The organism is Pseudomonas sp. GM48, assembly GCF_000282335.1.
Lineage (GTDB): Bacteria > Pseudomonadota > Gammaproteobacteria > Pseudomonadales > Pseudomonadaceae > Aquipseudomonas.
The window spans coordinates 22,671-43,780 of sequence record NZ_AKJM01000040.1 but is presented as its reverse complement, the minus strand read 5'-3'; the positions used below and the strand labels follow the sequence as shown (position 1 = coordinate 43,780).

General features: G+C 59.5%; 20 protein-coding genes. 11 read left to right on the top strand and 9 right to left on the bottom strand.

Going from position 1 to position 21,110, the window contains the following annotated elements:
- Window positions 1-22 precede the first annotated feature (22 nt).
- Both PMI28_RS22630 and PMI28_RS22635 read left to right on the top strand, forming a co-directional pair.
- Window positions 23-784 (top strand): hypothetical protein, encoded by a 762-nt coding sequence (locus PMI28_RS22630; RefSeq protein WP_007983648.1) that lies wholly within the window; start codon window positions 23-25, stop codon window positions 782-784.
- Between the two features lie 45 nt (window positions 785-829).
- Window positions 830-2,137 (top strand): hypothetical protein, encoded by a 1,308-nt coding sequence (locus tag PMI28_RS22635; protein ID WP_007983646.1) that lies wholly within the window; start codon window positions 830-832, stop codon window positions 2,135-2,137.
- Window positions 2,138-2,198: 61 nt separating this feature from the next.
- On the opposite strand, the gene PMI28_RS22640 is transcribed toward PMI28_RS22635, so the two are convergent.
- On the bottom strand, window positions 2,199-3,524 hold the full coding sequence (locus tag PMI28_RS22640; protein WP_007983642.1) for a sigma-54 dependent transcriptional regulator: 1,326 nt from the start codon (window positions 3,522-3,524) through the stop codon (window positions 2,199-2,201).
- Window positions 3,525-3,865: 341 nt separating this feature from the next.
- Here PMI28_RS22640 and PMI28_RS22645 point away from each other — a divergent pair, with 341 nt between their 5' ends.
- The 3 genes from PMI28_RS22645 to nhaB all read left to right on the top strand — a co-directional run bounded on the left by PMI28_RS22645 (window position 3,866) and on the right by nhaB (window position 7,288).
- Window positions 3,866-4,132 carry a hypothetical protein gene (locus PMI28_RS22645; RefSeq protein WP_007983639.1) on the top strand — a complete coding sequence of 89 codons (267 nt, stop codon included), beginning with the start codon at window positions 3,866-3,868 and terminating at the stop codon, window positions 4,130-4,132.
- A gap of 285 nt (window positions 4,133-4,417) precedes the next feature.
- Window positions 4,418-5,707 (top strand): hypothetical protein, encoded by a 1,290-nt coding sequence (locus PMI28_RS22650; RefSeq protein ID WP_007983637.1) that lies wholly within the window; start codon window positions 4,418-4,420, stop codon window positions 5,705-5,707.
- 78 nt (window positions 5,708-5,785) lie between these two features.
- Window positions 5,786-7,288: a sodium/proton antiporter NhaB gene (nhaB, locus tag PMI28_RS22655; RefSeq protein ID WP_007983635.1), complete on the top strand. Its 1,503-nt coding sequence runs from the start codon at window positions 5,786-5,788 to the stop codon at window positions 7,286-7,288.
- 112 nt (window positions 7,289-7,400) lie between these two features.
- On the opposite strand, the gene zwf is transcribed toward nhaB, so the two are convergent.
- Window positions 7,401-8,924: a glucose-6-phosphate dehydrogenase gene (gene zwf / locus PMI28_RS22660; RefSeq protein ID WP_007983632.1), complete on the bottom strand. Its 1,524-nt coding sequence runs from the start codon at window positions 8,922-8,924 to the stop codon at window positions 7,401-7,403.
- Window positions 8,921-9,901, bottom strand: coding sequence for a phosphogluconate dehydrogenase (NAD(+)-dependent, decarboxylating) (gene gnd / locus PMI28_RS22665; protein ID WP_007983630.1), 981 nt, complete (start codon window positions 9,899-9,901; stop codon window positions 8,921-8,923). Before gnd ends, zwf begins: the two co-directional genes overlap by 4 nt.
- A gap of 273 nt (window positions 9,902-10,174) precedes the next feature.
- Between gnd and PMI28_RS30735 the strand changes: the two genes are divergently transcribed.
- Both PMI28_RS30735 and PMI28_RS22670 read left to right on the top strand, forming a co-directional pair.
- Entirely contained in the window at window positions 10,175-10,339 is a 165-nt protein-coding gene (locus tag PMI28_RS30735) for a DUF6026 family protein (RefSeq protein ID WP_007983628.1), read from the top strand.
- A 435-nt stretch (window positions 10,340-10,774) separates the two neighbouring features.
- A complete protein-coding gene (locus PMI28_RS22670) occupies window positions 10,775-10,984 on the top strand; it encodes a hypothetical protein (protein ID WP_007983626.1) in 210 nt (69 codons plus the stop codon).
- Between the two features lie 81 nt (window positions 10,985-11,065).
- Here the strand turns inward: PMI28_RS22670 and PMI28_RS22675 are convergent, their stop codons facing one another.
- From PMI28_RS22675 to zapE, 3 genes are all read right to left on the bottom strand, one after another.
- The gene (locus PMI28_RS22675; protein ID WP_007983624.1) at window positions 11,066-11,557 is read right to left on the bottom strand and encodes a GNAT family N-acetyltransferase; all 492 of its coding nucleotides are present in this window, start codon (window positions 11,555-11,557) and stop codon (window positions 11,066-11,068) included.
- Window positions 11,558-11,674: 117 nt separating this feature from the next.
- Window positions 11,675-12,256 (bottom strand): DinB family protein, encoded by a 582-nt coding sequence (locus tag PMI28_RS22680; RefSeq protein ID WP_007983622.1) that lies wholly within the window; start codon window positions 12,254-12,256, stop codon window positions 11,675-11,677.
- A 26-nt stretch (window positions 12,257-12,282) separates the two neighbouring features.
- A complete protein-coding gene (zapE, locus tag PMI28_RS22685; protein ID WP_007983621.1) occupies window positions 12,283-13,401 on the bottom strand; it encodes a cell division protein ZapE in 1,119 nt (372 codons plus the stop codon).
- 161 nt (window positions 13,402-13,562) lie between these two features.
- On the opposite strand from zapE, the gene PMI28_RS22690 reads away from it, so the two are divergent.
- Window positions 13,563-14,615 carry an aldo/keto reductase gene (locus tag PMI28_RS22690; RefSeq protein WP_007983618.1) on the top strand — a complete coding sequence of 351 codons (1,053 nt, stop codon included), beginning with the start codon at window positions 13,563-13,565 and terminating at the stop codon, window positions 14,613-14,615.
- 116 nt (window positions 14,616-14,731) lie between these two features.
- Here the strand turns inward: PMI28_RS22690 and speB are convergent, their stop codons facing one another.
- Together speB and PMI28_RS22700 are read right to left on the bottom strand one after the other, a co-directional pair.
- Window positions 14,732-15,691 (bottom strand): agmatinase, encoded by a 960-nt coding sequence (gene speB / locus PMI28_RS22695; RefSeq protein ID WP_007983616.1) that lies wholly within the window; start codon window positions 15,689-15,691, stop codon window positions 14,732-14,734.
- A gap of 16 nt (window positions 15,692-15,707) precedes the next feature.
- The gene (locus PMI28_RS22700; RefSeq protein WP_007983614.1) at window positions 15,708-16,799 is read right to left on the bottom strand and encodes a polyamine ABC transporter substrate-binding protein; all 1,092 of its coding nucleotides are present in this window, start codon (window positions 16,797-16,799) and stop codon (window positions 15,708-15,710) included.
- A 101-nt stretch (window positions 16,800-16,900) separates the two neighbouring features.
- Between PMI28_RS22700 and PMI28_RS22705 the strand changes: the two genes are divergently transcribed.
- From PMI28_RS22705 to PMI28_RS22715, 3 genes are all read left to right on the top strand, one after another.
- Window positions 16,901-17,794 carry a LysR family transcriptional regulator gene (locus PMI28_RS22705; RefSeq protein WP_007983612.1) on the top strand — a complete coding sequence of 298 codons (894 nt, stop codon included), beginning with the start codon at window positions 16,901-16,903 and terminating at the stop codon, window positions 17,792-17,794.
- A 164-nt stretch (window positions 17,795-17,958) separates the two neighbouring features.
- The gene (locus tag PMI28_RS22710) at window positions 17,959-19,065 is read left to right on the top strand and encodes an enoyl-CoA hydratase/isomerase family protein (RefSeq protein ID WP_007983610.1); all 1,107 of its coding nucleotides are present in this window, start codon (window positions 17,959-17,961) and stop codon (window positions 19,063-19,065) included.
- 3 nt (window positions 19,066-19,068) lie between these two features.
- Entirely contained in the window at window positions 19,069-20,220 is a 1,152-nt protein-coding gene (locus PMI28_RS22715; protein ID WP_007983608.1) for an acyl-CoA dehydrogenase family protein, read from the top strand.
- Window positions 20,221-20,328: 108 nt separating this feature from the next.
- Here the strand turns inward: PMI28_RS22715 and PMI28_RS22720 are convergent, their stop codons facing one another.
- Window positions 20,329-21,102, bottom strand: coding sequence for an enoyl-CoA hydratase (locus tag PMI28_RS22720; protein ID WP_033063139.1), 774 nt, complete (start codon window positions 21,100-21,102; stop codon window positions 20,329-20,331).
- Window positions 21,103-21,110 lie beyond the last annotated feature (8 nt).

Genomic DNA, 21,110 nt, shown 5'->3' with positions numbered 1-21,110 from the left:
CAATAAGATGATAGGGGGCAGGATGCTCCGGGAGCAGCAAATGAAAACCTCGTATTGGGTGGTCGCTGCCTGTCTGGCAGCGACCACTTCAGGTTTTGCTGATGAGTTCAGACCCATCGAAATCAAGGACCAGGAACTGGCCGAGTTGCGTGGCCGGTATGTGATGCCGGGGCGGATCATCAGCTTCGGTGTCGTCATGAGCAGTACCTGGCGCAACGCCAGTGGTGATCTGATCGGGGCATCAACCTCGATGCAACTTCAAGCCGAAACGGTCAAGCCCGAGTTCTACGTTTCAACCATCAAACACAACGGTAAAGGCGGTTCGCCCAACTCGGGTACCGGTCATGTAACGGGTGGCGCCGGGCTGAGCACCTCTCAAGGCATCACCCAGGTCACACGGGCTGCAGGCGATGGCAACAGTTCAAACAACAAGATCGCCATCAACGTCAAAGAGGCCAGCACGGCCCCTGCGCCGGTGCCGAGCCGGGGCCAGGCGCTGATAGCCGGTCAAACCATCACCGGCAGCAATGCTGCAGGCAGTGTCGCTGTGTCCGCGACCGGCGGCGGTGTTCAGGTGGCCATTACCGCCAACAACAACCAGGGCTCAAGCCTGCAACAAATCGCCCAAGGCGGGTTACTGCAAGACACCCGGTTGCTGGGCAACAGCAATGTGGTCAACAACATGACTCGACTCAATGTAGTGCTCGACAATAAAAGCCCGAGAGCTGGTGGATTGGGCTACAACCTGAACCAACTCGCTGCATTACGGACCTTGGGGTATTGAGCTACGCTGAATCACGACCATTGGGCACAAATGGACGGCTTTTTCATGTACCGATCGGTATCACTGCGTGCAGTTATATGCTTGTGCTCTCTACTTCCGGTGGCGATGGTGCAGGCAGCACCTGACCCGGAATTGGAGGCTCTCAAACGAGAGCTTCTGGAGTTGAAACAACGATACGAAGTCCAGCAAAAAGCCCTGGCGGTTCTCGAACAACGGGTCCGCCAGGTCGAAGACCAGCCCGCTTCGCCCCCTCCCAAACGCCTGGCCAAGTCGCCAGCGGATCTCAAGGGCAATCAAAATGTCGCCACTGGCACCGGTGCCGCAGCGGCTTCAGGGGGCGCCGCCGGGGGCAGCGGCAGCTCTTATGGGCAATCGCTGGCCGATGATTCACAACCGGCGCAAAGTGTTTCAAACCTGTATGACGAGGCCAGCGGATTCTTCGGCGGCGGAAAGTTCAGCGTCGAAACCGGAATAACCTACTCCCGATACGATACCCGCCAACTGGTCCTCAACGGTTTTCTCGCCCTGGACTCGATCTTTCTCGGTGCCATCAACCTGGACCGGATCAAGGCCGACACCTGGACGCTGGACCTCACCGGCCGCTACAACTTCAACAATCGCTGGCAGTTCGACCTGAACGTGCCCGTGGTCTACCGTCAGTCCACGTACCAGTCCGGTGGCGGCAATAACGGCGCCTCCAACGTCACGACCGAAGGTACCGTCAAGGAAGACCCGACCATTGGTGACGTCAACTTCGGTATCGCCTACAAATTCCTCGACGAATCGGCCAACACCCCGGATGCCGTGGTGACCTTGCGCGTCAAGGCACCGACCGGCAAAGATCCGTTCGGCATCAAGCTGGTTCGGGTGGACGATAACTCCAACCTGGCCGTGCCTGAATCCTTGCCTACCGGTAATGGCGTCTGGTCGCTTACGCCGGGGATCTCTCTGGTCAAGACGTTCGATCCGGCCGTGCTGTTCGGCAGCCTGTCCTACACGCACAACCTGGAAGAGTCTTTCGACGACATCAGCTCCAACCCGGCGGTCAAGACACCGGGCAAAGTACGCATTGGCGACAGCTTCCAGATTGGCGCCGGTATTGCGTTCGCCTTGAACGAAAAGATGAGTATGTCGTTCTCGGTCTCTGACCTGGTGCAACGCAAAAGCCAGCTCAAGGAAGATGGCGGGGATTGGCAATCGGTGGTTTCCAGCGACGCCAACGCCGGTTACTTCAACATCGGTATGACCATTGCGGCCACCGACAACCTGACCATCGTACCGAACCTGACCATCGGCATGACGGACGATGCCCCGGACTTCCAGTTCAGCCTGAAATTCCCTTACTACTTCTGACCCGAACAGAAAAACTGCTGCAATTTCAAACGCAACGGTTTTTTTGTTTCAGGCTGGGGGGTTAGCGAATCTGGTGCTTGTGCAACAACCGGTAGAAGGTCGGTCGCGACACACCCAATACTTTGGCGGCGACACTCAGGTTATCGCTGTGGCGGTTCAATACATCGCACAACGCCTGGCGTTCGGCCCGGGCCTTGTATTCTTCGAGGGTGCCCATCGGTGCGGCGATCATATGCTGACTGATCAACCCCAGATCGCGGGCCTCGATCTGCCGGCCTTCGGCCAACACCAGCCCGCGACGAACGCGGTTGGCCAGTTCGCGAACATTGCCTGGCCAGTCGTGTTTGCCCATGGCAATCAATGCGTCCTCGCTGAAACTGCGTGGGCGGCGCCCGGTTTCATGGCTGTAGGAATGGGCGAAGTGGTTGGCCAGCGTCACCAGGTCGCCATGGCGCTCGCGCAGTGGAACGGTCACCACTTGCAGAACGTTCAGGCGGTAATACAAGTCTTCGCGAAAACGTTTCTTCTCGATGGCGGCTTCAAGGTCGACGTGCGTGGCCGCCAGCACCCGCACATCCACCGGAATCAGTTGACTGCCGCCCACCCGCTCGATGTGTTTTTCCTGAAGGAACCGCAACAGGTTGGCCTGCAACTCCAGTGGCAGGTCACCGATTTCGTCGAGAAACAGGGTGCCGCCGTTGGCGGCTTCTATCCGCCCGACCTTGCGTTGGTGCGCACCGGTAAACGCGCCTTTTTCATGACCAAACAACTCGGACTGGATCAAATGTTCGGGAATCGCACCACAATTGATCGCGATAAAGGGTTTGTTGTGACGCTGGGACAGACGATGCAGGGTTCGTGCGACCAGCTCTTTGCCGGTGCCGCTTTCACCCCGAATCAACACCGGAGATTCGGTTGGAGCGAGTTTGCTCAACAGTTTTCGCAGTTCACGTATAGGTTTGCTGTCGCCCAGCAATTCGTGCTCGGGCTGGTCGACATGCACCGTGCCCTGTCCGCGCAACCGCGCCATGCCAAACGCCCGGCCCAGCGTTACCTGAACCCGGGACACATCGAATGGCAGGGTATGAAAGTCAAAAAACCATTCACAGACAAAGTCGCCGACATTTTGCAGCCGCAGCACGTCCTGATTGAGTACGGCTATCCACTCGGTGCCGCTGCGACGGATCAACTCTTTGACAGCCTCCGGGTGCTCAAAGTGAAAGGGCTGCAAGCGCAACAGGCCCACGTCACAGGTTCGGTCACCGGCGTTCTCCAGCGTGCAGCTGTCAACGTCCCAACCGATAGCGCGCAATCCTGGGAGCAGACGATAGCAATCGTCGCAAGGGTCCACCACTAATAGACGTCGTAAAGCAGGCGCATTGCTCATGACTGTTCCTTGGCGCCAAATTTAAGAAATTTTATTAAAAACAGTCATTTGGCATACCTGACTGTAACATTAGCAAGAATTTGACAAGCTCTTGTACCGTTTAACTATAGAGGCGCTATACAAGCAGTTATAAGGTGCGAGTTTGTTAGTTACCTAACGACTCTTTCCTTTCATTCAGCTTTCAATGCCAGGCTCATTCTTGAGCATTTGAAATAAAGCGGAAATTTTTTTTGATTGTGTGTGACCCACACCCCGGTTGCGGGCATCAGTACAAGTAACCAGCCGAACGGTAAGCCCAACCGTCGGCACATCACTTGATTGGGCATGCCGAGGAAGACCCCATGAACGCCCCGCTCCGTATCAACGAAGCACTTCTGATTGCCGACCGCGCATTTAAACCATTCAAATGCGTGGCCTGGGCTCCACAGGACGGTAATGGCGAACTCAGCCTGACCGTTATCGACCGCACCAGCACCAGTATTGGCCGCAAGCAGATCCCAAGCAGCGCTTACTCCGACCCCGCACAACTCGAACTTCTGCTGGAACAGGCCCGTGCCGAATTGAGCCAGGAAGGCTACACGCTGCAGTCGTGGTCGATGCCGCACTAATTGTTATGCGGATTACTCCGGGGTAATCCGCACCCTCCTCCAGTCATTAGTTCGCTGGTTTTTCTGGCCATGCGCACTTCTTGACGCCGTTTATTTCGAACTTTGCAAACGCCTGATACTTTGCAGGCTTGCCAATGGTTCGAAAAGACACTGTTGTGGCACACAACGACCCTCCGTCTGTTAGTTCTTGCCGTTGTGCATCCCTTGATTCAGGGGTTGAATATTTTCCTTATAAGTCGCCACCCAAACTTCTGGATCATGACGACGCGCAAGGAGATGCGGTGCATGTCAATCCAGCCGGCCTTTGCCTACCCCGCCACCCGGAACAACGCCGGGACCCTCGATACGACGTTTGCCGCCAACGGCAAGACCCAAGTGTATTTTGCCGACAGCCTTTCCAGCCAGGCCAATGGCATTGCGATCGATGCGCAGGGTCGCTTGCTGGTAGCCGCTAAAGTCGTCATGGCCGATGGCAGTCGCTTTGGCCTGGCCCGCCTGCTGAAGGATGGTTCCGCAGACCTCGCATTCGGCAAACAAGGCAGTGTCATCGGGCAGTTCGAACCTGGGTTCGAAGCCATGGGCGCCAAGGTCCTGGCCATGCCCGACGGCACTATCCTGTTGGCCGGCCTGCAATACGAAAACGCACGCCGCACGCTTCCGGCCCTGGCGTTGCTGGATCAAGAGGGCCGCCTGGTTCAACGCTTTGGTGATAATGGCTACCGTGTCGTGCGATTGCCTGGTGGTTTGTCCCTGGGCATGCGCGATGCCTGTCTCCCGCCCGGTGTGCCGGGTGCCGAAGCCTGCGATGTCGGCGTGCAACAAGACGGTCGAATCCTGATTCTGGCCAACCATCACTACGAACCGACTGATCACGCCGGTATGTTGATACGGCTGGATGTCGAAGGCTCGCTGGACTACTCGTTCAACGACCGCGGCTTTGTCGTGGTCAGGCACCTGCTGATGAACACCTGGCTCAGCAGCCTGACGCTACAACGTGATGGCCGGATTCTGGTCGGTGGATCGATCAACTTCCCTGAAGAAGGCTTGCTGGCACGCTATCACCCTGACGGGCGTCTCGACGACAATTTTGCCGTGGATGGATTCATGACCTTCAAGGCGCAAGGGCATGGTGCCCGGGTCAGTCAGGTGGTCCAGCAAAACGAAGGTGACATCCTGTGTTTTGGCAGCAGTCGCGAGCCGATGCACTGCCTGACATTTAAAATGCACAGCAACGGCCGCCCCGACAATCATTGCAACGGCGGAAAACCGCAGCGGCTGGTAATCGGTCACAGCGGCTGCAAGTGGAACGCTGCGCAGTTACAGCCCGATGGCGGTGTGCTGACGGCGGGCGCCACCATCGGCGGCATTGAAGCAGACTTCATTCTGGGGCGATACCTGCCCAATGGCCGTCCCGATCGCCACTTTGGCAAAGGCTGCGGCTGTACGCGAACCCGCCTCGGCCCCCACCTGGATACCGCCACGTGTGTCGCCGTGCAGGCCGATGGAAACATCGTTGCAGGAGGCTATTCACTGCACGGCAATTACAAGGCGGTCATCGCACGCTATTTGGGATAAACACCTGCGTTTTTCCCGTGCTTGATCTTCTTGCCCGCTTGCGGCAAGTTGCGCGCTTCTTAAAACAAGGAGCAGCCGATGTCCGGTTCAATGGCCCAGGCGTTCGCGCACAACTTTCTCGGGCACTCGCCCCGTTGGTATAAGGCCTGCATCGTCGGCTTCCTCATCCTCAATGCCCTGGTGCTGTGGTCTGCAGGCCCGGTGGCTGCCGGCTGGCTGCTGGTGCTGGAGTTCATCTTCACCCTGGCCATGGCGCTCAAATGCTATCCGCTGATGCCCGGCGGCCTGCTGATGATTGAAGCCCTGTTGCTGAAGATGACCACGCCCCAGGCGCTGTACGACGAGTTGCTGCACAACTTCCCGGTGATCCTGCTGCTGATGTTCATGGTGGCTGGCATCTACTTCATGAAGGACTTGTTGCTGTACCTGTTCTCGCGCTTGCTGCTCGGGGTTCGCTCCAAGGCCCTGCTGGCGCTGATGTTCTGTTTTTTATCGGCCTTTCTGTCGGCGTTTCTCGATGCCTTGACCGTGACCGCCGTGATCATCAGTGCCGCCGTTGGTTTTTACTCGGTGTATCACCGTGTCGCCTCCGGTAACGATCCGCGTCAGGACAGCGAGTTCAACGACGACAAACATCTGCCAACCCTGCATCACGGCGATCTCGAACAGTTCCGCGCTTTTCTGCGCAGCCTGCTGATGCACGGTGCCGTGGGCACCGCACTGGGTGGCGTTTGCACGCTGGTCGGCGAGCCGCAGAACCTGCTGATCGGCCATGAAATGGGCTGGCACTTCTCCGAGTTCTTTTCCAAGGTTGCGCCGGTATCCCTGCCGGTGCTGGCAGCCGGATTGATGACATGCGTCCTGCTGGAAAAATTGCGCTGGTTCGGATACGGCACGTTGCTGCCGGACAACGTCCGAGCGGTGCTGGCCAACTACGCCGCCGAAGACAACGCCGCGCGCACCTCTCGCCAGCGTGCAGCGCTCCTGGTCCAGGGCTTTGCCGCATTGATCCTGATTGCCGGGCTGGCGTTTCACATTGCCGAAGTGGGCTTGATCGGCTTGATGGTGATCGTATTGATCACGGCCTTTACCGGCATCACCGACGAACACCGCCTCGGCACCGCGTTCAAGGACGCCATGCCGTTCACCGCCTTGCTGGTGGTGTTTTTCGCCGTGGTCGCGGTGATTCATGATCAGCAGCTGTTCACACCGTTGATCCAGTGGGTACTGGCACTACCGGCGGACCAACAACCGGGCATGCTGTTCATTGCCAACGGCCTGTTGTCCGCCATCAGCGACAACGTGTTCGTGGCAACCATTTACATCACCGAAGTGAAGCGTGCATTCATGGCAGGTGAGATGAGCCGTGAGCATTTCGAGACGCTGGCCATTGCGATCAATACCGGCACCAATCTGCCGAGCGTGGCGACACCCAATGGTCAGGCGGCGTTCCTGTTTTTGCTGACCTCGGCAATTGCGCCGCTGGTGCGCCTGTCTTATGGGCGGATGGTCTGGATGGCGTTGCCGTACACCGTGGTGATGGGCTTGCTCGGGTGGTATGCGGTGAGCTACTGGCTCTGACACCGCCGCCCCTGTGGGAGCGAGCTTGCTCGCGATGGCGGCGGCACATTCAACATCCCTGTGCCTGACAGACCGCCATCGCGAGCAAGCTCGCTCCCACAGGAGATCCGTGTTATCCGAGGCGATGCCAGACGCGACCATCGCGGGTCAGCAATTCTTCACCGGCCTTCGGGCCGTTCTCCCCGGCGGCATAGCTCTGCACGCTGGAGTCCTGCTGCCAAGCATCCAGGAACGGCTGCACGGCGCGCCAGCCGTTCTCGATATTGTCGGCACGCTGGAACAGCGTCTGGTCGCCGGTCAGGCAATCGTAAATCAGGGTTTCGTAACCGGTGGACGGTTGCATCTCGAAGAAGTCCTTGTAGGCAAACCCGAGCTCGATGTTGTCCATCTTCAGGGCCTGGCCGGGACGCTTGGCCAGCAGGTCGAACCACATGCCTTCGTTGGGCTGGATCTGAATGCGCAGATAGGTCGGTTGCAACTCATCGACCTCGGTGTCGCGGAACTGCGCATAAGGCGCCGGCTTGAAACAGATGACGATCTCGGTGTCACGCACACTCATGCGTTTGCCGGTACGCAGGTAGAACGGCACGCCGACCCACCGCCAGTTATCGATCATCACCTTGAGGGCCACATAGGTTTCGGTATTGCTGTCGGGCGCCACGTTGTTTTCCTGGCGATAGCCCGGCAGTGCCTTGCCGTCGATCTCACCCGCGACGTATTGGCCGCGCACCGAGTTGACGCGGGCCTCCTCCACCGTCCACGGCCGGATCGCACCGACGACCTTGGCTTTCTCGCCGCGTACCGCATCGGCGCCAAACGCAGCAGGTGGCTCCATCGCCACCATCGCCAGCAACTGGAACAGGTGATTGGGCACCATGTCCCGCAGCGCGCCGGTGTGCTCGTAAAAACTGCCACGGGTTTCCACGCCGACGGTTTCGGCGGCGGTGATCTGCACATGGTCGATGTAGTGATTGTTCCAGAACGCCTCGAACAGGCTGTTGGAGAACCGGCTGACCAGGATGTTCTGCACGGTCTCCTTGCCCAGGTAATGGTCGATCCGATAGATCTGCTTTTCCGTCATCACCTTGAGCAGGCAAGCGTTCAAGGCCTCGGCCGTATGCAGGTCGGAGCCGAAAGGCTTTTCGATCACCACCCTTCTGAACGCCTCAGGGGTTTCTTCCAGCAAACCGGCCGAACCGAGGCGACGCACCACTTCACTGAAGAATCGCGGCGCGGTGGCCAGGTAGAACACCGCATTGCCGGTACCGCTGTCGGCGATTTTTGCCGCCAGCGCTTGATAAGTGCTGTCGTCCAGGAAATCGCCCTGGACGTAGCTGATGCCTTTGGCGAGCTTGGCCCACACCGCCGGATCAAGGGCCTGATCGCCCTTGCCGGTCTTGGTGGCCACCTCGTTGCGGATGAAGTCTTCGAGTTTTTTCGCGAAGCCTTCATCGCTGATGGCGTTGTGGTCAACACCGATGATCCGCAGTCCATCCCCGAGTAAACCGTCGCGACTGAGGTTGTACAGCGCCGGCATCAGCAGGCGCTTGACCAGATCGCCGTGGGCGCCGAACAGGAACAGCGTGGTCGGCGGCGCGGGTTCAGCCTTGGATTTTCTGTGGATCGTGTGGGTCATTTCTTCGCAGTCTCCACGTGGCCGCCGAAGCCAAAGCGCTGGGCCGAGAGGATCTTGTCGCCAAAGGTGCCTTGGCCACGCGAACGGTAGCGGGAGAACAGCGAGTTCGACAGCACCGGCACCGGCACCGCTTGCTCCATGGCAGCTTCGATGGTCCAGCGACCTTCACCGCTGTCGGCCACCGAGCCGGAGAAACCGTCGAGTTTCGGATCGCTGGCCAGGGCGTCGGCAGTCAGGTCGAGCAACCACGACGACACCACGCTGCCACGACGCCAGACTTCGGCGATGTCCGCCACGTTCAGGTCGAAACGCTGGTCTTGCGGCAGGTTCTCGCTGTTTTTGGTCTGCAGAATGTCGAAGCCTTCGGCAAACGCCTGCATCATTCCGTATTCGATGCCGTTGTGGATCATCTTGACGAAATGCCCGGCGCCTGCAGGGCCTGCATGGATATAGCCACGCTCGGCACGATCGTCGTCGGACTTGCGGTCCTTGGTACGCGGGATGTCGCCCATGCCCGGGGCCAGGGTAGCGAACAGCGGGTCAAGACGCTTAACGGTCGCGGCATCGCCGCCGATCATCATGCAGTAACCGCGCTCCAGGCCCCAGACGCCGCCAGACGTGCCGACGTCAATGTAATGCAGGCCTTTTTCCGACAGGGTTTTGGCCCGGCGGATATCGTCCTTATAGAAGGTGTTGCCGCCGTCGATGATGGTATCGCCGGCTTCGAGCAAAGTGCTCAGGGTGTCGATGGTTTCTTCGGTCGGTGCGCCTGCCGGCAGCATGACCCACACCGCACGCGGCTTGGCCAGACCAGCGACCAGCGCTGGCAGATCGGTGACGCCGGTGGAGCCCTCAGCGGACAAGGCTTCGACAAAGGCGGTATTGCGGTCGTAAACAACGGTGGTGTGCCCGTTGAGCATCAGGCGCCGCGCAATATTGCCGCCCATGCGGCCCAGTCCAATAATCCCGAGTTGCATGTGCTGATGCTCCCTACTACAAATAAAAGGTGTGTCAAAGGTTATAGCCCAACGCGACTCATGAGGTTAGTCCAGAGCGTTGGCGTGAAGTTTCCGGGCATTGTGCCCGATCCTGATGGATAACGTCGGCAATCAAGCCGAAGACACAACGACAATCAAAAATAAAAAAGTTCCCTTCAGGGGCAAAAGAAATCAAAATTGGCGCCGATAGTAGATCAGCCGTTGATTTCGAGGCGGACCTACAGTTGAGACACGCCATTTGCGAGGTGAGCAATGGGCACAGTACACACCGCACTGCCAGCACAAACCCTTTACGTCACTATCCGTCGCGATGAATTGCGTCAGTTGAAAGACGAACGCGATCAATTGAAACAGGAGCTGGCGCAATTGCGACTGCTGCTGCAAGCCAGTCAGACGCAACCCCTGGCTGTGACGTAACGCGCCCCACTCGCCTGCCCCCCTCCTTTCAAGCGGGAGCAGTCTGCACTGCTTCCGCAGCCGTTCTCGCACTCGCGGTCGTTCAGCAGTAATCCTTTGTAGCAGCTGCCGAGCCCGCGAGGCTGCGTTCGGCTGCGAAGCAGTCGTAAAAATCAGTGATTGCGGCATGTCAGGCAGACCGCGTCAGATGGACTCACGACTGCTTCGCAGCCGAACGCAGCCTCGCGGGCTCGGCTGCTGCTACAGATCGCATTAGCGCTTAACTGACTGGCATCAGGCCGATTCCCGCCCCCTTTTTCATGCTCCCGTCGCAGCCATAAAGGCCGCTGGTGAAGTTAATTCCCATTTAGCCGAATCGGCGGATAATGTCATTTCGACACTGATTCATTGATTCATGGACGAAAGGCATCCGACATCTGTGGTGGGAGGCAAACCATGAAACGCACCGCATTGATCCTCGCCGGCCTGATGGCCTTGGGCGCAACCAGCGCTTTTGCCGAAGGCGGAGCCGAACGCATGCGCTATTACTACGAAAGTCTGCGACTGGCCCAGCAACAAGCCCTGGGCCACCCCATCCAAAGCACCGAGCTGCGGGTTCCGGACGATCAAACCGCACAAATGACTGAAACCTACAGACCGAAATGATCCATGGGTCTCTGACTGCGGCTCTACAGTCGGAGAAGATTGTTGGGCGTCCTGATGGACGCCCTTGTTTTGCCTGTTGAGTCAGAGACTCTTGGTCCAGAACAACATCCGTCCATGGGCAGGGTCGAACATGCCGGCGGCGAAACCGGCTTTTTCATAAGAGCCCTGCGCCACGGCATTGCCTTCCAGCACTTCCAGAGTGAGCTTGCAGCAGCCACGCTGACGGGCGATGTCCTCGACCTTTTGCAGCATCTTCTGGCTCAAGCCCAGGCCGCGAAATTTTTTCACCACCGACACATCGTGCACATTGACCAACGGCCGGCAGGCAAAGGTGGAGAACCCTTCGAAGCAATTGACCAGCCCGGCCGGCTCGCCACCGACAAAGGCCAGCACGCTGAAGGCGTGGGGACGCCTGGCAAGCTCAGCCGGGAGTTGCTCAAGCACACCGGCCGGTAACGGCTGGCCACCCCCCATCGGGTCCTCGGCGTAGTGGTTCAACACCAGGCAAATAGCCTCGGCATGCACCGGATTGGTGTAGCTGGCCTGAAGCACAAGAATTTCTGCGGAGTCCATTTCCATCCTCGATCACACATGAAGTAGCCCCCGGCATGTATTTCACGCTGAAGTGCCCGCAGACCATAGCGCGAGCACCGGGGTAACGACAATCGCAACCGAGGAAATCTTTGGCGCTCAAGCGCCCCAGATCAAAGCTTCCGTCCATCCCAGTTCGGCAAAGTCCTCGGCCCGCAAGTGCGACTCACCGGCACAGAAAAACTCGTCAAGTTGCGGTGGCTTGACCGAGGTGCCGCTGAGCATGGCGTGAACCTGGCCGCGGTGATGGATCTGGTGTTCAAACAAATGGGACAGCAGGCGCAGACGGCTGTCGTGTTGCGGGGTGTCACGGGCGATGGTCACGATTTTGCCGAGGTCGGCGTCGCGCATCTGCTCGCAGTAGGCGATCAGCCGGCGGTCGACGTGGGCCTGTTCGCCGACGAGGTCCGTCGCCAGGAGACAGGGCTCGTCTTCCTTGAAAAACCTATGACAATCGGGATGCGGATCGTCGCCGCGCAATTCGCGCTCCAGGGCGTCCACATAGAACCAGTCACAGGTGAGGATGTGGTTGAGCGTGGCGCGAATAGTGGGGAAGAAGCTGACCCGGGGTGCGGTCAACTCCTGCGGGCTCAACTGCCGCCAGGCTTTGGCCAGTCGGTGATTGGCCCAGGCGTTCTGATAGGCCATGGTCAGCAAATGGTGTGACAGGGGCTGATTCATGTTCGCTGCTCCCGATCAAATCCCGATCAAACTTCGGCAAACCGTTGCAGTTGCATTTCCTGTAAGCGGCTGAGGGTGCGGCGGAACGGGAACTCCAGATAACCCTCAGTGTAAAGCGACGCCATTGGCACTTGCGCTTCAAGGTACAGCGGCACCTTGCGGTCATAGCACTCGTCCACCAAGGCAATAAACCGTCGTACACCGTCATCATGCACCGACAACTGCGGTAACTCGCGATCCCCCGCTGCCACCCGTTCGACACCGTCCTCGGTGCCACGGGCAATGCGCCCGGCGCGTTTTTGCGCGCTGAGGTTGGGTACGTCCCCCAACAGAATAGCGCCGTAGGTATCGCACAGGGCGATGAAATCCATGGCCGCGAAGGGTTGCTCGCACAGCGCGGCGTAACGGGTCCAGAGCACAGTCGGGCTGGCCTTGACCACCTCAAGGGCGCGGTAACCGACCTTGACCGGCTCGCTCGAAACCGCCTGGTCCACAGTCAACCCCGCGAACACCTCGGCGAGTGCGCCGGGCTGGCCGGGCTCGGCTACCCAGTAGCGTTGCGAACCGGCACCCGGATGCAGGCGATGGTCTTCCCCGCCATCCACCGCAATCACCTGCATGTGTTGCTTGATCGCCGCGATGGCGGGCATGAAGCGGTCGCGATTGAATCCGTCGGCGTACAACTGGTCCGGCGGCAGATTGGACGTGCAGACCACCACCACGCCCTGTTCGAACATCACCTGGAACAGCCGCCCGAGAATGATCGCGTCACCAATGTCATTGACGAACAACTCGTCAAAACACAGTACGCGCACTTCTTCGGCCAATTCACGGGCCAACGCCTTGAGTGGGTCGGCGGTGCCGGTCAGTTGAAACGAGCGTTGGTGCACCCAGCCCATGAAATGGTGAAAGTGCTGGCGCCGCGCCGGGACCCGCAGGCTTTGGTAGAACTGGTCCATCAGCCAGGTTTTGCCCCGCCCGACCGGGCCCCACAAGTACACCCCGGAAATACGCGAACGGCCTTCGTGCAGCGCTTCGTGGCATTTTTGCAGCGCCCACACGGCAAATTCCTGAGCCTCGTCCTGGACAAAGCCCTTGTGTTCGATGGCGTGTTGCCAGGCGTTTAAGGGGGATTCGATAGTCATGGGCGGCAGTATGCCATTGCGCGTCGATGCCGCGACCAGTGATCGGCAGTTTTGTGCAGGAAGAAAAAGCGTCTTGACGGCTTATATTACTCACATCATATTTAATACATGTCGACAGACATTTAAATACAACCCCGACCTCATCCCTCTGGAGTCATCCCATGCATTACAAAGTTTTCGGTCGTAAAACCGGCTTGCGTGTTTCCGAACTGGCGTTGGGCGCCGGCAATTTCGGCACCGGTTGGGGTCATGGCGCCGAGCGTGACGAAGCCAGGCGCATTTTTGATGGCTACCTGGAGGCCGGTGGCAACTTCATCGATACCGCCAATGGTTACCAGGGCGGGCAGTCCGAGGCCATGCTCAGCGAATTCATCAACGCAGAACGGGATAGCCTGGTCATCGCCACCAAATACACCCTCGGGACTACACCGGCGGCCGGCATTTCCCACACTGGCAACAGTCGCAAGAACATGGTGCGCGCCGTCGAGGAAAGCCTGAAACGCCTGAAGACCGATCATATCGATCTGTTCTGGGCCCATATGAGCGACGGCGTCACGCCCATGGAAGAGATCCTGCGCGGCTTCGACGATCTGGTCAGTGCCGGCAAGATTCATTACGCCGGGCTATCGAATTTCCCCGCGTGGCGTATCGCCCGCGCCGACCTGCTGGCCGAGGTACGCGGTTTTGCACCGATTGCCGCGATCCAGGTCGAGTACAGCCTCGCCGAACGCACCGCTGAGCGTGAACAACTGCCGATGGCCGAAGCCCTGGGCCTGGCCGCGACATTGTGGTCGCCGCTGGGTGGCGGCTTCCTCACCGGCAAGTATCGCAACAGTGAAGGCGACAATCGCGCGAACAAGCTCGGCGTGCTGATTCATACCGAAAAAAGCGCCCGCGAAACCGCTCTGCTCGACACCTTGATCGGTGTCGCCGCAGAACTGGACGCCAGCCCGACCCACGTAGCCATTGCCTGGCTGCGGGAAAAGGCCAAGCGTTCGACCACGGCGCTGATTCCGATCCTCGGCTCCCGGACCCGCGAGCAATTGGACGCGACATTGGGGGCACTGAATGTGCAGTTGAATGCTGAGCAATTGGCGCGACTCGATGGCGTCAGTGACGTGGCCAAAGGCGTGCCGCACGAATCCATTGCCGGTTCGTTCGCGCGGTTTAGCGGTGGTCGGGTCCTCGATCTGCCAAGCATTCCGGTAGCCTGACACCCATCAAACCTGTGGGAGCGGGCTTGCTCGCGAAGGCGTCGTATCAGTCGACATAGTTGTTGGATGACACACCGCTTTCGCGAGCAAGCCCGCTCCCACATTTCGACCGTGTATTACTTATCGATCTTGTGCCTGGCCGCATACAGACACAGCATCTCCATCGCCAACGTCGCCGCTGCCAGTGACGTGATCTCTGCGCTGTCATAGGCCGGGGCCACTTCCACCACGTCCATGCCCACCAGATTGATCCCGCGTAATCCGCCGAGAATCTCCAGTGCCTGCACCGTGCTCAAGCCGCCGCAGACTGGCGTTCCCGTACCAGGCGCGAACGCCGGATCGAGGCAGTCGATGTCGAACGTCAGGTACACCGGGTTGTCGCCGACCCGCGCCCGAATCGCCTCGACAATCGCTTCGCAGCCACGGCGATGCACTTGCCGCGCGTCCAGCACTTCAAAGCCCTGATGATCGTCATTGGTGGTGCGCAAACCGATTTGCACCGAGCGCGACGGGTCGACCAGCCCTTCCCTGGCCGCGTGCCAGAACATGGTGCCGTGGTCGATGCGCTTGCCCTCTTCGTCCGGCCAGGTGTCGCTGTGGGCGTCGAAGTGGATCAGCGACAACGCCCCGTGCTTGCGCGCATGGGCCTTGAGCAGCGGATAGGTGATGAAGTGATCGCCGCCGAACGTCAGCATCGCAGTGCCGGCATTGAGGATGTGCGCGGCGTGAGCCTCAATCATTTCGGGCGTCGACTGCGGAGAGCCGTAGTCGAAATCGCAATCGCCATAATCGATCACCGCCAGATGGTCGAACGGGTCAAACGTCCACGGCCAGTGCCGTTCCCAGGCAATCCCGGCAGAGGCGGCGCGAATGCCGCGTGGTCCGAAGCGTGCGCCGGGGCGGTTGCTGGTGGCGGTGTCGAACGGCACGCCACTGACAGCCACATCAACACCACGCAGGTCACGGCTGTAGCGGCGACGCATGAAACTGGTAATGCCGGCGTAGGTGCTTTCGGCGGCCGTGCCGTAAAGGCTGTCACGGGTAAGGGCTTGATCGTTCTGCATCGGGACGTCCATTGAAGGCTCCTTTTTATTATTGGCGACTACGGAAAGTGGTCCACAGACGGGTGCGCTGACGCATGTCCTTGAGGTTCATGCTGCGGTCGGCATACAGCCGTTCGCGCACGTCAGCCAGTGGATAGATGTCCGGGTCGGTGCGCACCGCTTCATCCACCAGCGGTGTGGCGGCCTGGTTCGCCGTGGCGAAGAACAACGTGTTGGTCAGTGCCGCGACGGACTCGGGGCGCAACATGAACTCGATAAAGGCGCGGGCGGCTTCGGGGTGCGGCGCGTCCTTGGGAATGGCCAGGTTGTCCTGCCAGACGAGGGTGCCTTCCTTGGGAATCCGGTAGGCAATTTCATAGGGTTTGTTGGCTTTGCGCGCCTGATCGGCGGCCATGCTCGCGTCACCGTTGTAGGTCAATGCCAGACAAACGCTGCCATTGGCCAGGTCGCTGATCTGCCGTCCAGTGGCGACGTACAGCACATTCGGCTGCAACTGATGCAGCAACGCCTCGGCGGCTGACAGATCGTTCTTGTCGATGCTGTAGGGATCTTTACCCAGGTAGTGCAGCGCCAGCCCGATCACTTCCTGGGGCGAGTCGAGAATGGCGATGCCGCAATCCTTCAACTTGCTCGCGTACTCGGGCTTGAACAGCATATCCAGACTGTTGAGTGGCACATCCGGCAAGCGCTGCTTTACCGCCTCGACGTTCATGCCAAATCCCAATGTGCCCCAGGTATAAGGCACGCCGTAGCGGTTGCCCGGATCGACAGCGGCGAGTTTTTCCAGCAAATCCGGATCGAGGTTGGCGTAACCCTTGAGGCCTTCGTGGGGGATCGGTTTCAACGCCCCGGCGGCAAGGCCCCGGGCCAGCACACTGGAAGACGGCACCACCACGTCATAACCGCTGCCGCCAGTGAGCAACTTGGTCTCCAGCACTTCCGAAGAGTCAAAGGTGTCGTAGCGCACATGGATGCCGGTTTCCTGCTCGAACCGTTGCAGGGTTTCGGGGGCGACGTAATCAGCCCAACTGTACAGATTGACCACGTTGTCTTCGGCCTGGGCCGATGCAGCCATGGCAAGGAATAGCGCGGGTAAACACAGCTTGAACATGGGAGCCATGACGAACACCTGACCAGAGGAAGTGGTTGCAGGATGCGTCGTCGGATACATTGGTGAAATATCAAGTTAATTAACCTGACTTTATGACGGAGTAATGTTTGATGCTCGGCCAACTGCATGATCTGGATCTGCAATTGTTGCGTCTGTTTGTCAGCGTGGTGGAGTGCGGCGGGTTCAGCGCAGCCCAGGGCGAGTTGGGGTTGAGCCAGTCGAGCATCAGCCAGCAAATGGCCAAGCTGGAAACCCGTCTCGGCTATCGCTTATGCAGTCGCGGCAAGGGCGGATTCAAAATCACCCCCAAGGGCGAGCAATTGCTCAGCGCCACCCGCGGGTTGTTCCAGTCCATCGAAGCGTTCCGCCATCAATCCAACGGCGTGGCCGGACGCTTGATCGGCGAAGTGCGCCTGGGTCTGTCCGAAGCCCTGGATCAATCGGTGCTGCAACGAGTGGCCGAAGCGATCCGGCGTTTCCGAGAGCGGGACGAGTCGGTGCGTATCGAACTGATCAGCGCCATGCCCGGCGAAATGGAACGCTTGCTGCTGCAACAGCGGCTGGACCTCGCCATCGGTTATTTCTCACAAGTGCAAAGCGCGTTTGACTACCGCCAACTGTTCATAGAAACCCAGCACTTGTATTGCGCTCCCGGCCATCCGCTGTTCACCAGCGCGCAACCGGACGATCAGGATCTCCAGTCCTGCGACCGGGTCGATCACCCCTACCGTTTCCTGCGCAGTGACGAACCCTTTCAGGGCAAGCGGTGTTCGGCGCGTTCGGAACAGGTCGAAGGCACCCTCGCCTTCATCCTTTCCGGCAAGCATGTCGGTTATTTGCCCAGCCACTTTGCCCGTGGCTGGGAAGAAAAAGGATTGCTCAGGGCCGTGCGTCGAAGCGATATGAGTTTCGATGTCGCGTTTCATCTGGCCCGGCACCGGGCGCAGGTGGCCGGCGATGCGCAGAAGGCGTTCGAAGAGGATTTGCTCGCGGCGTTTGCCTGAATACGCCGTGGTCTACGCTGAAACAGTGCCGGTCATCACCATGCAAAAATGCACAGATAACCTGCACTTATCCGGGTTGTACAAGGCAAATTTGCACTGATACGATCCCCCATCGCTCGCGCGCGAGCATCTCGATAAAGAACAATAAAAGCAGGGAGTTAGTGATGACTGCTCAGGTTTCATCGAAGGGGCCGCTGTCCATGGATGCCATGCAAAACGAAGTGCTGGCCGAGGTGCGCAACCACATCGGTCATCTGACCCTCAACCGCCCCGCCGGCCTCAATGCCCTGACCCTGGACATGGTGCGCAACCTGCACCGCCAGCTCGACGCCTGGGCCCAGGATTCGCAAGTACATGCGGTGGTCTTGCGCGGCGCCGGCGAAAAAGCCTTCTGCGCCGGCGGCGACATTCGCTCGCTGTATGACAGCTTCAAAAGCGGCGATACCCTGCATGAAGATTTCTTCGTCGAAGAATACGCCCTCGACCTCGCGATCCATCATTACCGCAAACCAGTGCTGGCCCTGATGGACGGTTTTGTCCTCGGCGGCGGCATGGGTCTGGTGCAAGGCGCAGACTTGCGCGTGGTCACCGAGAAAAGCCGCCTGGCGATGCCGGAAGTCGGCATTGGCTATTTCCCCGACGTCGGCGGCAGTTACTTCCTGCCGCGCATCCCTGGTGAACTGGGGATTTACCTCGGCGTCAGCGGCGTGCAGATTCGCGCCGCCGATGCGCTGTATTGCGGCCTGGCCGACTGGTACCTGGAAAGCGACAAACTGGGCGTCCTGGACGAGAGTCTTGACCAGCTCGAGTGGCACGACACGCCGCTCAAGGACCTGCAAGGCCTGCTGGCAAAACTCGCCGTCCAGCAGCTGCCCGACGCTCCATTGAGTGCACTGCGCCCGGCCATCGACCACTTCTTCGCCCAACCCGATGTGCCGAGTATTGTGGAGCAACTGCGCCAGGTCACGGTCGCCGACAGCCATGAGTGGGCCGTCACCACCGCCGACCTGCTGGAAACCCGCTCGCCACTGGCCATGGGCGTCACCCTGGAAATGCTGCGTCGCGGACGCGAGCTGCCACTTGAACAATGTTTCGCCCTTGAGCTGCATCTGGACCGCCAGTGGTTCGAGCGCGGCGACCTGATCGAAGGCGTGCGCGCCTTGCTGATCGACAAAGACAAAACACCACGCTGGAACCCGCCAACCCTCAAGGCGCTGGACGCCGAACACGTGGCGAGCTTCTTCAGCGGGTTTGACCAGAGCGAGAGCTGAGCCATGCACGATATCGAATTGAGCGAAGAGCAAGTCATGATCCGCGACATGGCCCGGGATTTTGCCCGTGGCGAAATCGCGCCCCATGCCCAGGCCTGGGAAAAGGCCGGCTGGATCGACGACGGCCTGGTGGCGAAGATGGGCGAACTGGGCTTGCTCGGCATGGTGGTGCCTGAGGAATGGGGCGGCACCTATGTCGACTACGTGGCCTACGCCCTGGCGGTAGAAGAGATTTCCGCCGGCGACGGTGCTACCGGCGCCTTCATGAGCATCCACAACTCCGTGGGCTGCGGGCCGGTGCTCAACTACGGCAGCGAAGAACAGAAACAGACCTGGCTGGCGGACCTGGCCAGCGGCCAGGTCATCGGCTGCTTCTGCCTAACCGAACCCCAGGCCGGTTCCGAGGCCCACAACCTGCGCACCCGCGCCGAACTGCGCGACGGCCAGTGGGTGATCAACGGCGCCAAGCAATTCGTCAGCAACGGCAAGCGCGCCAAGCTGGCGATTGTATTTGCCGTGACCGACCCGGACCTGGGCAAGCGTGGCATCTCGGCGTTCCTGGTACCCACCGACACCGCCGGTTTTATCGTTGATCGCACCGAGCACAAAATGGGCATCCGCGCTTCCGACACCTGCGCGGTCACCCTGAACGACTGCACCATCCCTGAAGCCAATCTGCTCGGCGAGCGTGGAAAAGGCCTGGCCATCGCCCTGTCCAACCTCGAAGGCGGCCGCATCGGCATCGCCGCCCAGGCGCTGGGCATCGCCCGTGCTGCGTTTGAAGCGGCGCTGGCCTACTCCCGTGATCGTGTGCAGTTCGGCAAAGCGATCAATGAACACCAGAGCATCGCCAATTTGCTGGCCGACATGCACATGCAGTTGAACGCCGCTCGGTTGCTGATCCTGCACGCCGCGCGCCTGCGCACGGCCGGCAAGCCCTGCTTGTCGGAGGCGTCACAAGCCAAGCTGTTTGCTTCGGAAATGGCGGAAAAGGTCTGTTCGTCCGCCATTCAGATTCATGGCGGCTATGGCTATCTGGAAGATTACCCGGTGGAGAAGTACTACCGGGATGCGCGGATCACGCAGATCTACGAAGGGTCGAGCGAGATTCAGCGGATGGTGATTGCCCGCGAACTGAAGAACTACCTGGTGTGAAGCTCTAAAAGCTTCGCGAGCAAGCCCGCTCCCACAAAGGATCTCGGAAACGCTGAGGTCCAATGTGGGAGCGGGCTTGCTCGCGAAAGCGTCAGTGAAAACGCAGCATTACTTGCCTTGGAATTCCGCTTCACGCTTGGCAATGAACGCCGCCATTCCTTCCTTCTGATCCTGCGTCGCAAACGCTGCATGGAACACCCGACGCTCAAAGCGCACGCCTTCGGCCAGGCTCACTTCGAAGGCACGGTTGACGCTTTCCTTGACCATCATCGCAATCGGCAACGATTTTTTGGCGATCAACGCCGCGACTTTCAGCGCTTCATCCAGCAGCTCATCGCTCGGCACGATACGCGCCACGATGCCGCAACGCTCCGCTTCCACGGCATCGATCAAACGCCCGCTCAAGCACATTTCCATGGCCTTGGCCTTGCCCACCGCACGGGTCAGGCGCTGGGTGCCGCCCATGCCCGGCAACACGCCGAGGTTGATTTCCGGCTGACCGAACTTGGCGTTGTCGCCAGCCAGAATGAAGTCGCACATCAGCGCCAGCTCACAGCCGCCACCCAAAGCGAAACCGTTGACCGCCGCAATGATCGGCTTGCGGCGGTTGGCTACGCGGTCGCTGTCGCTGAACAGGTCGTCGATATAGATCTGCGGATAGGTCAGCTCCGCCATTTCCTTGATATCGGCGCCAGCGGCGAAAGCTTTTTTCGACCCGGTCAGGACGATGCAGCCGATGTTCGAATCAGCTTCCAGGCCATCAAGGGCGTGGTTCAATTCGCTGACGATCTGCGCGTTCAAGGCATTCAGCGCTTGTGGACGGTTGAGGGTAATCAGGCCGACGCGGCCGTGGATTTCCAACAAAATCGTTTCGTAGCTCAGCTCTTTGT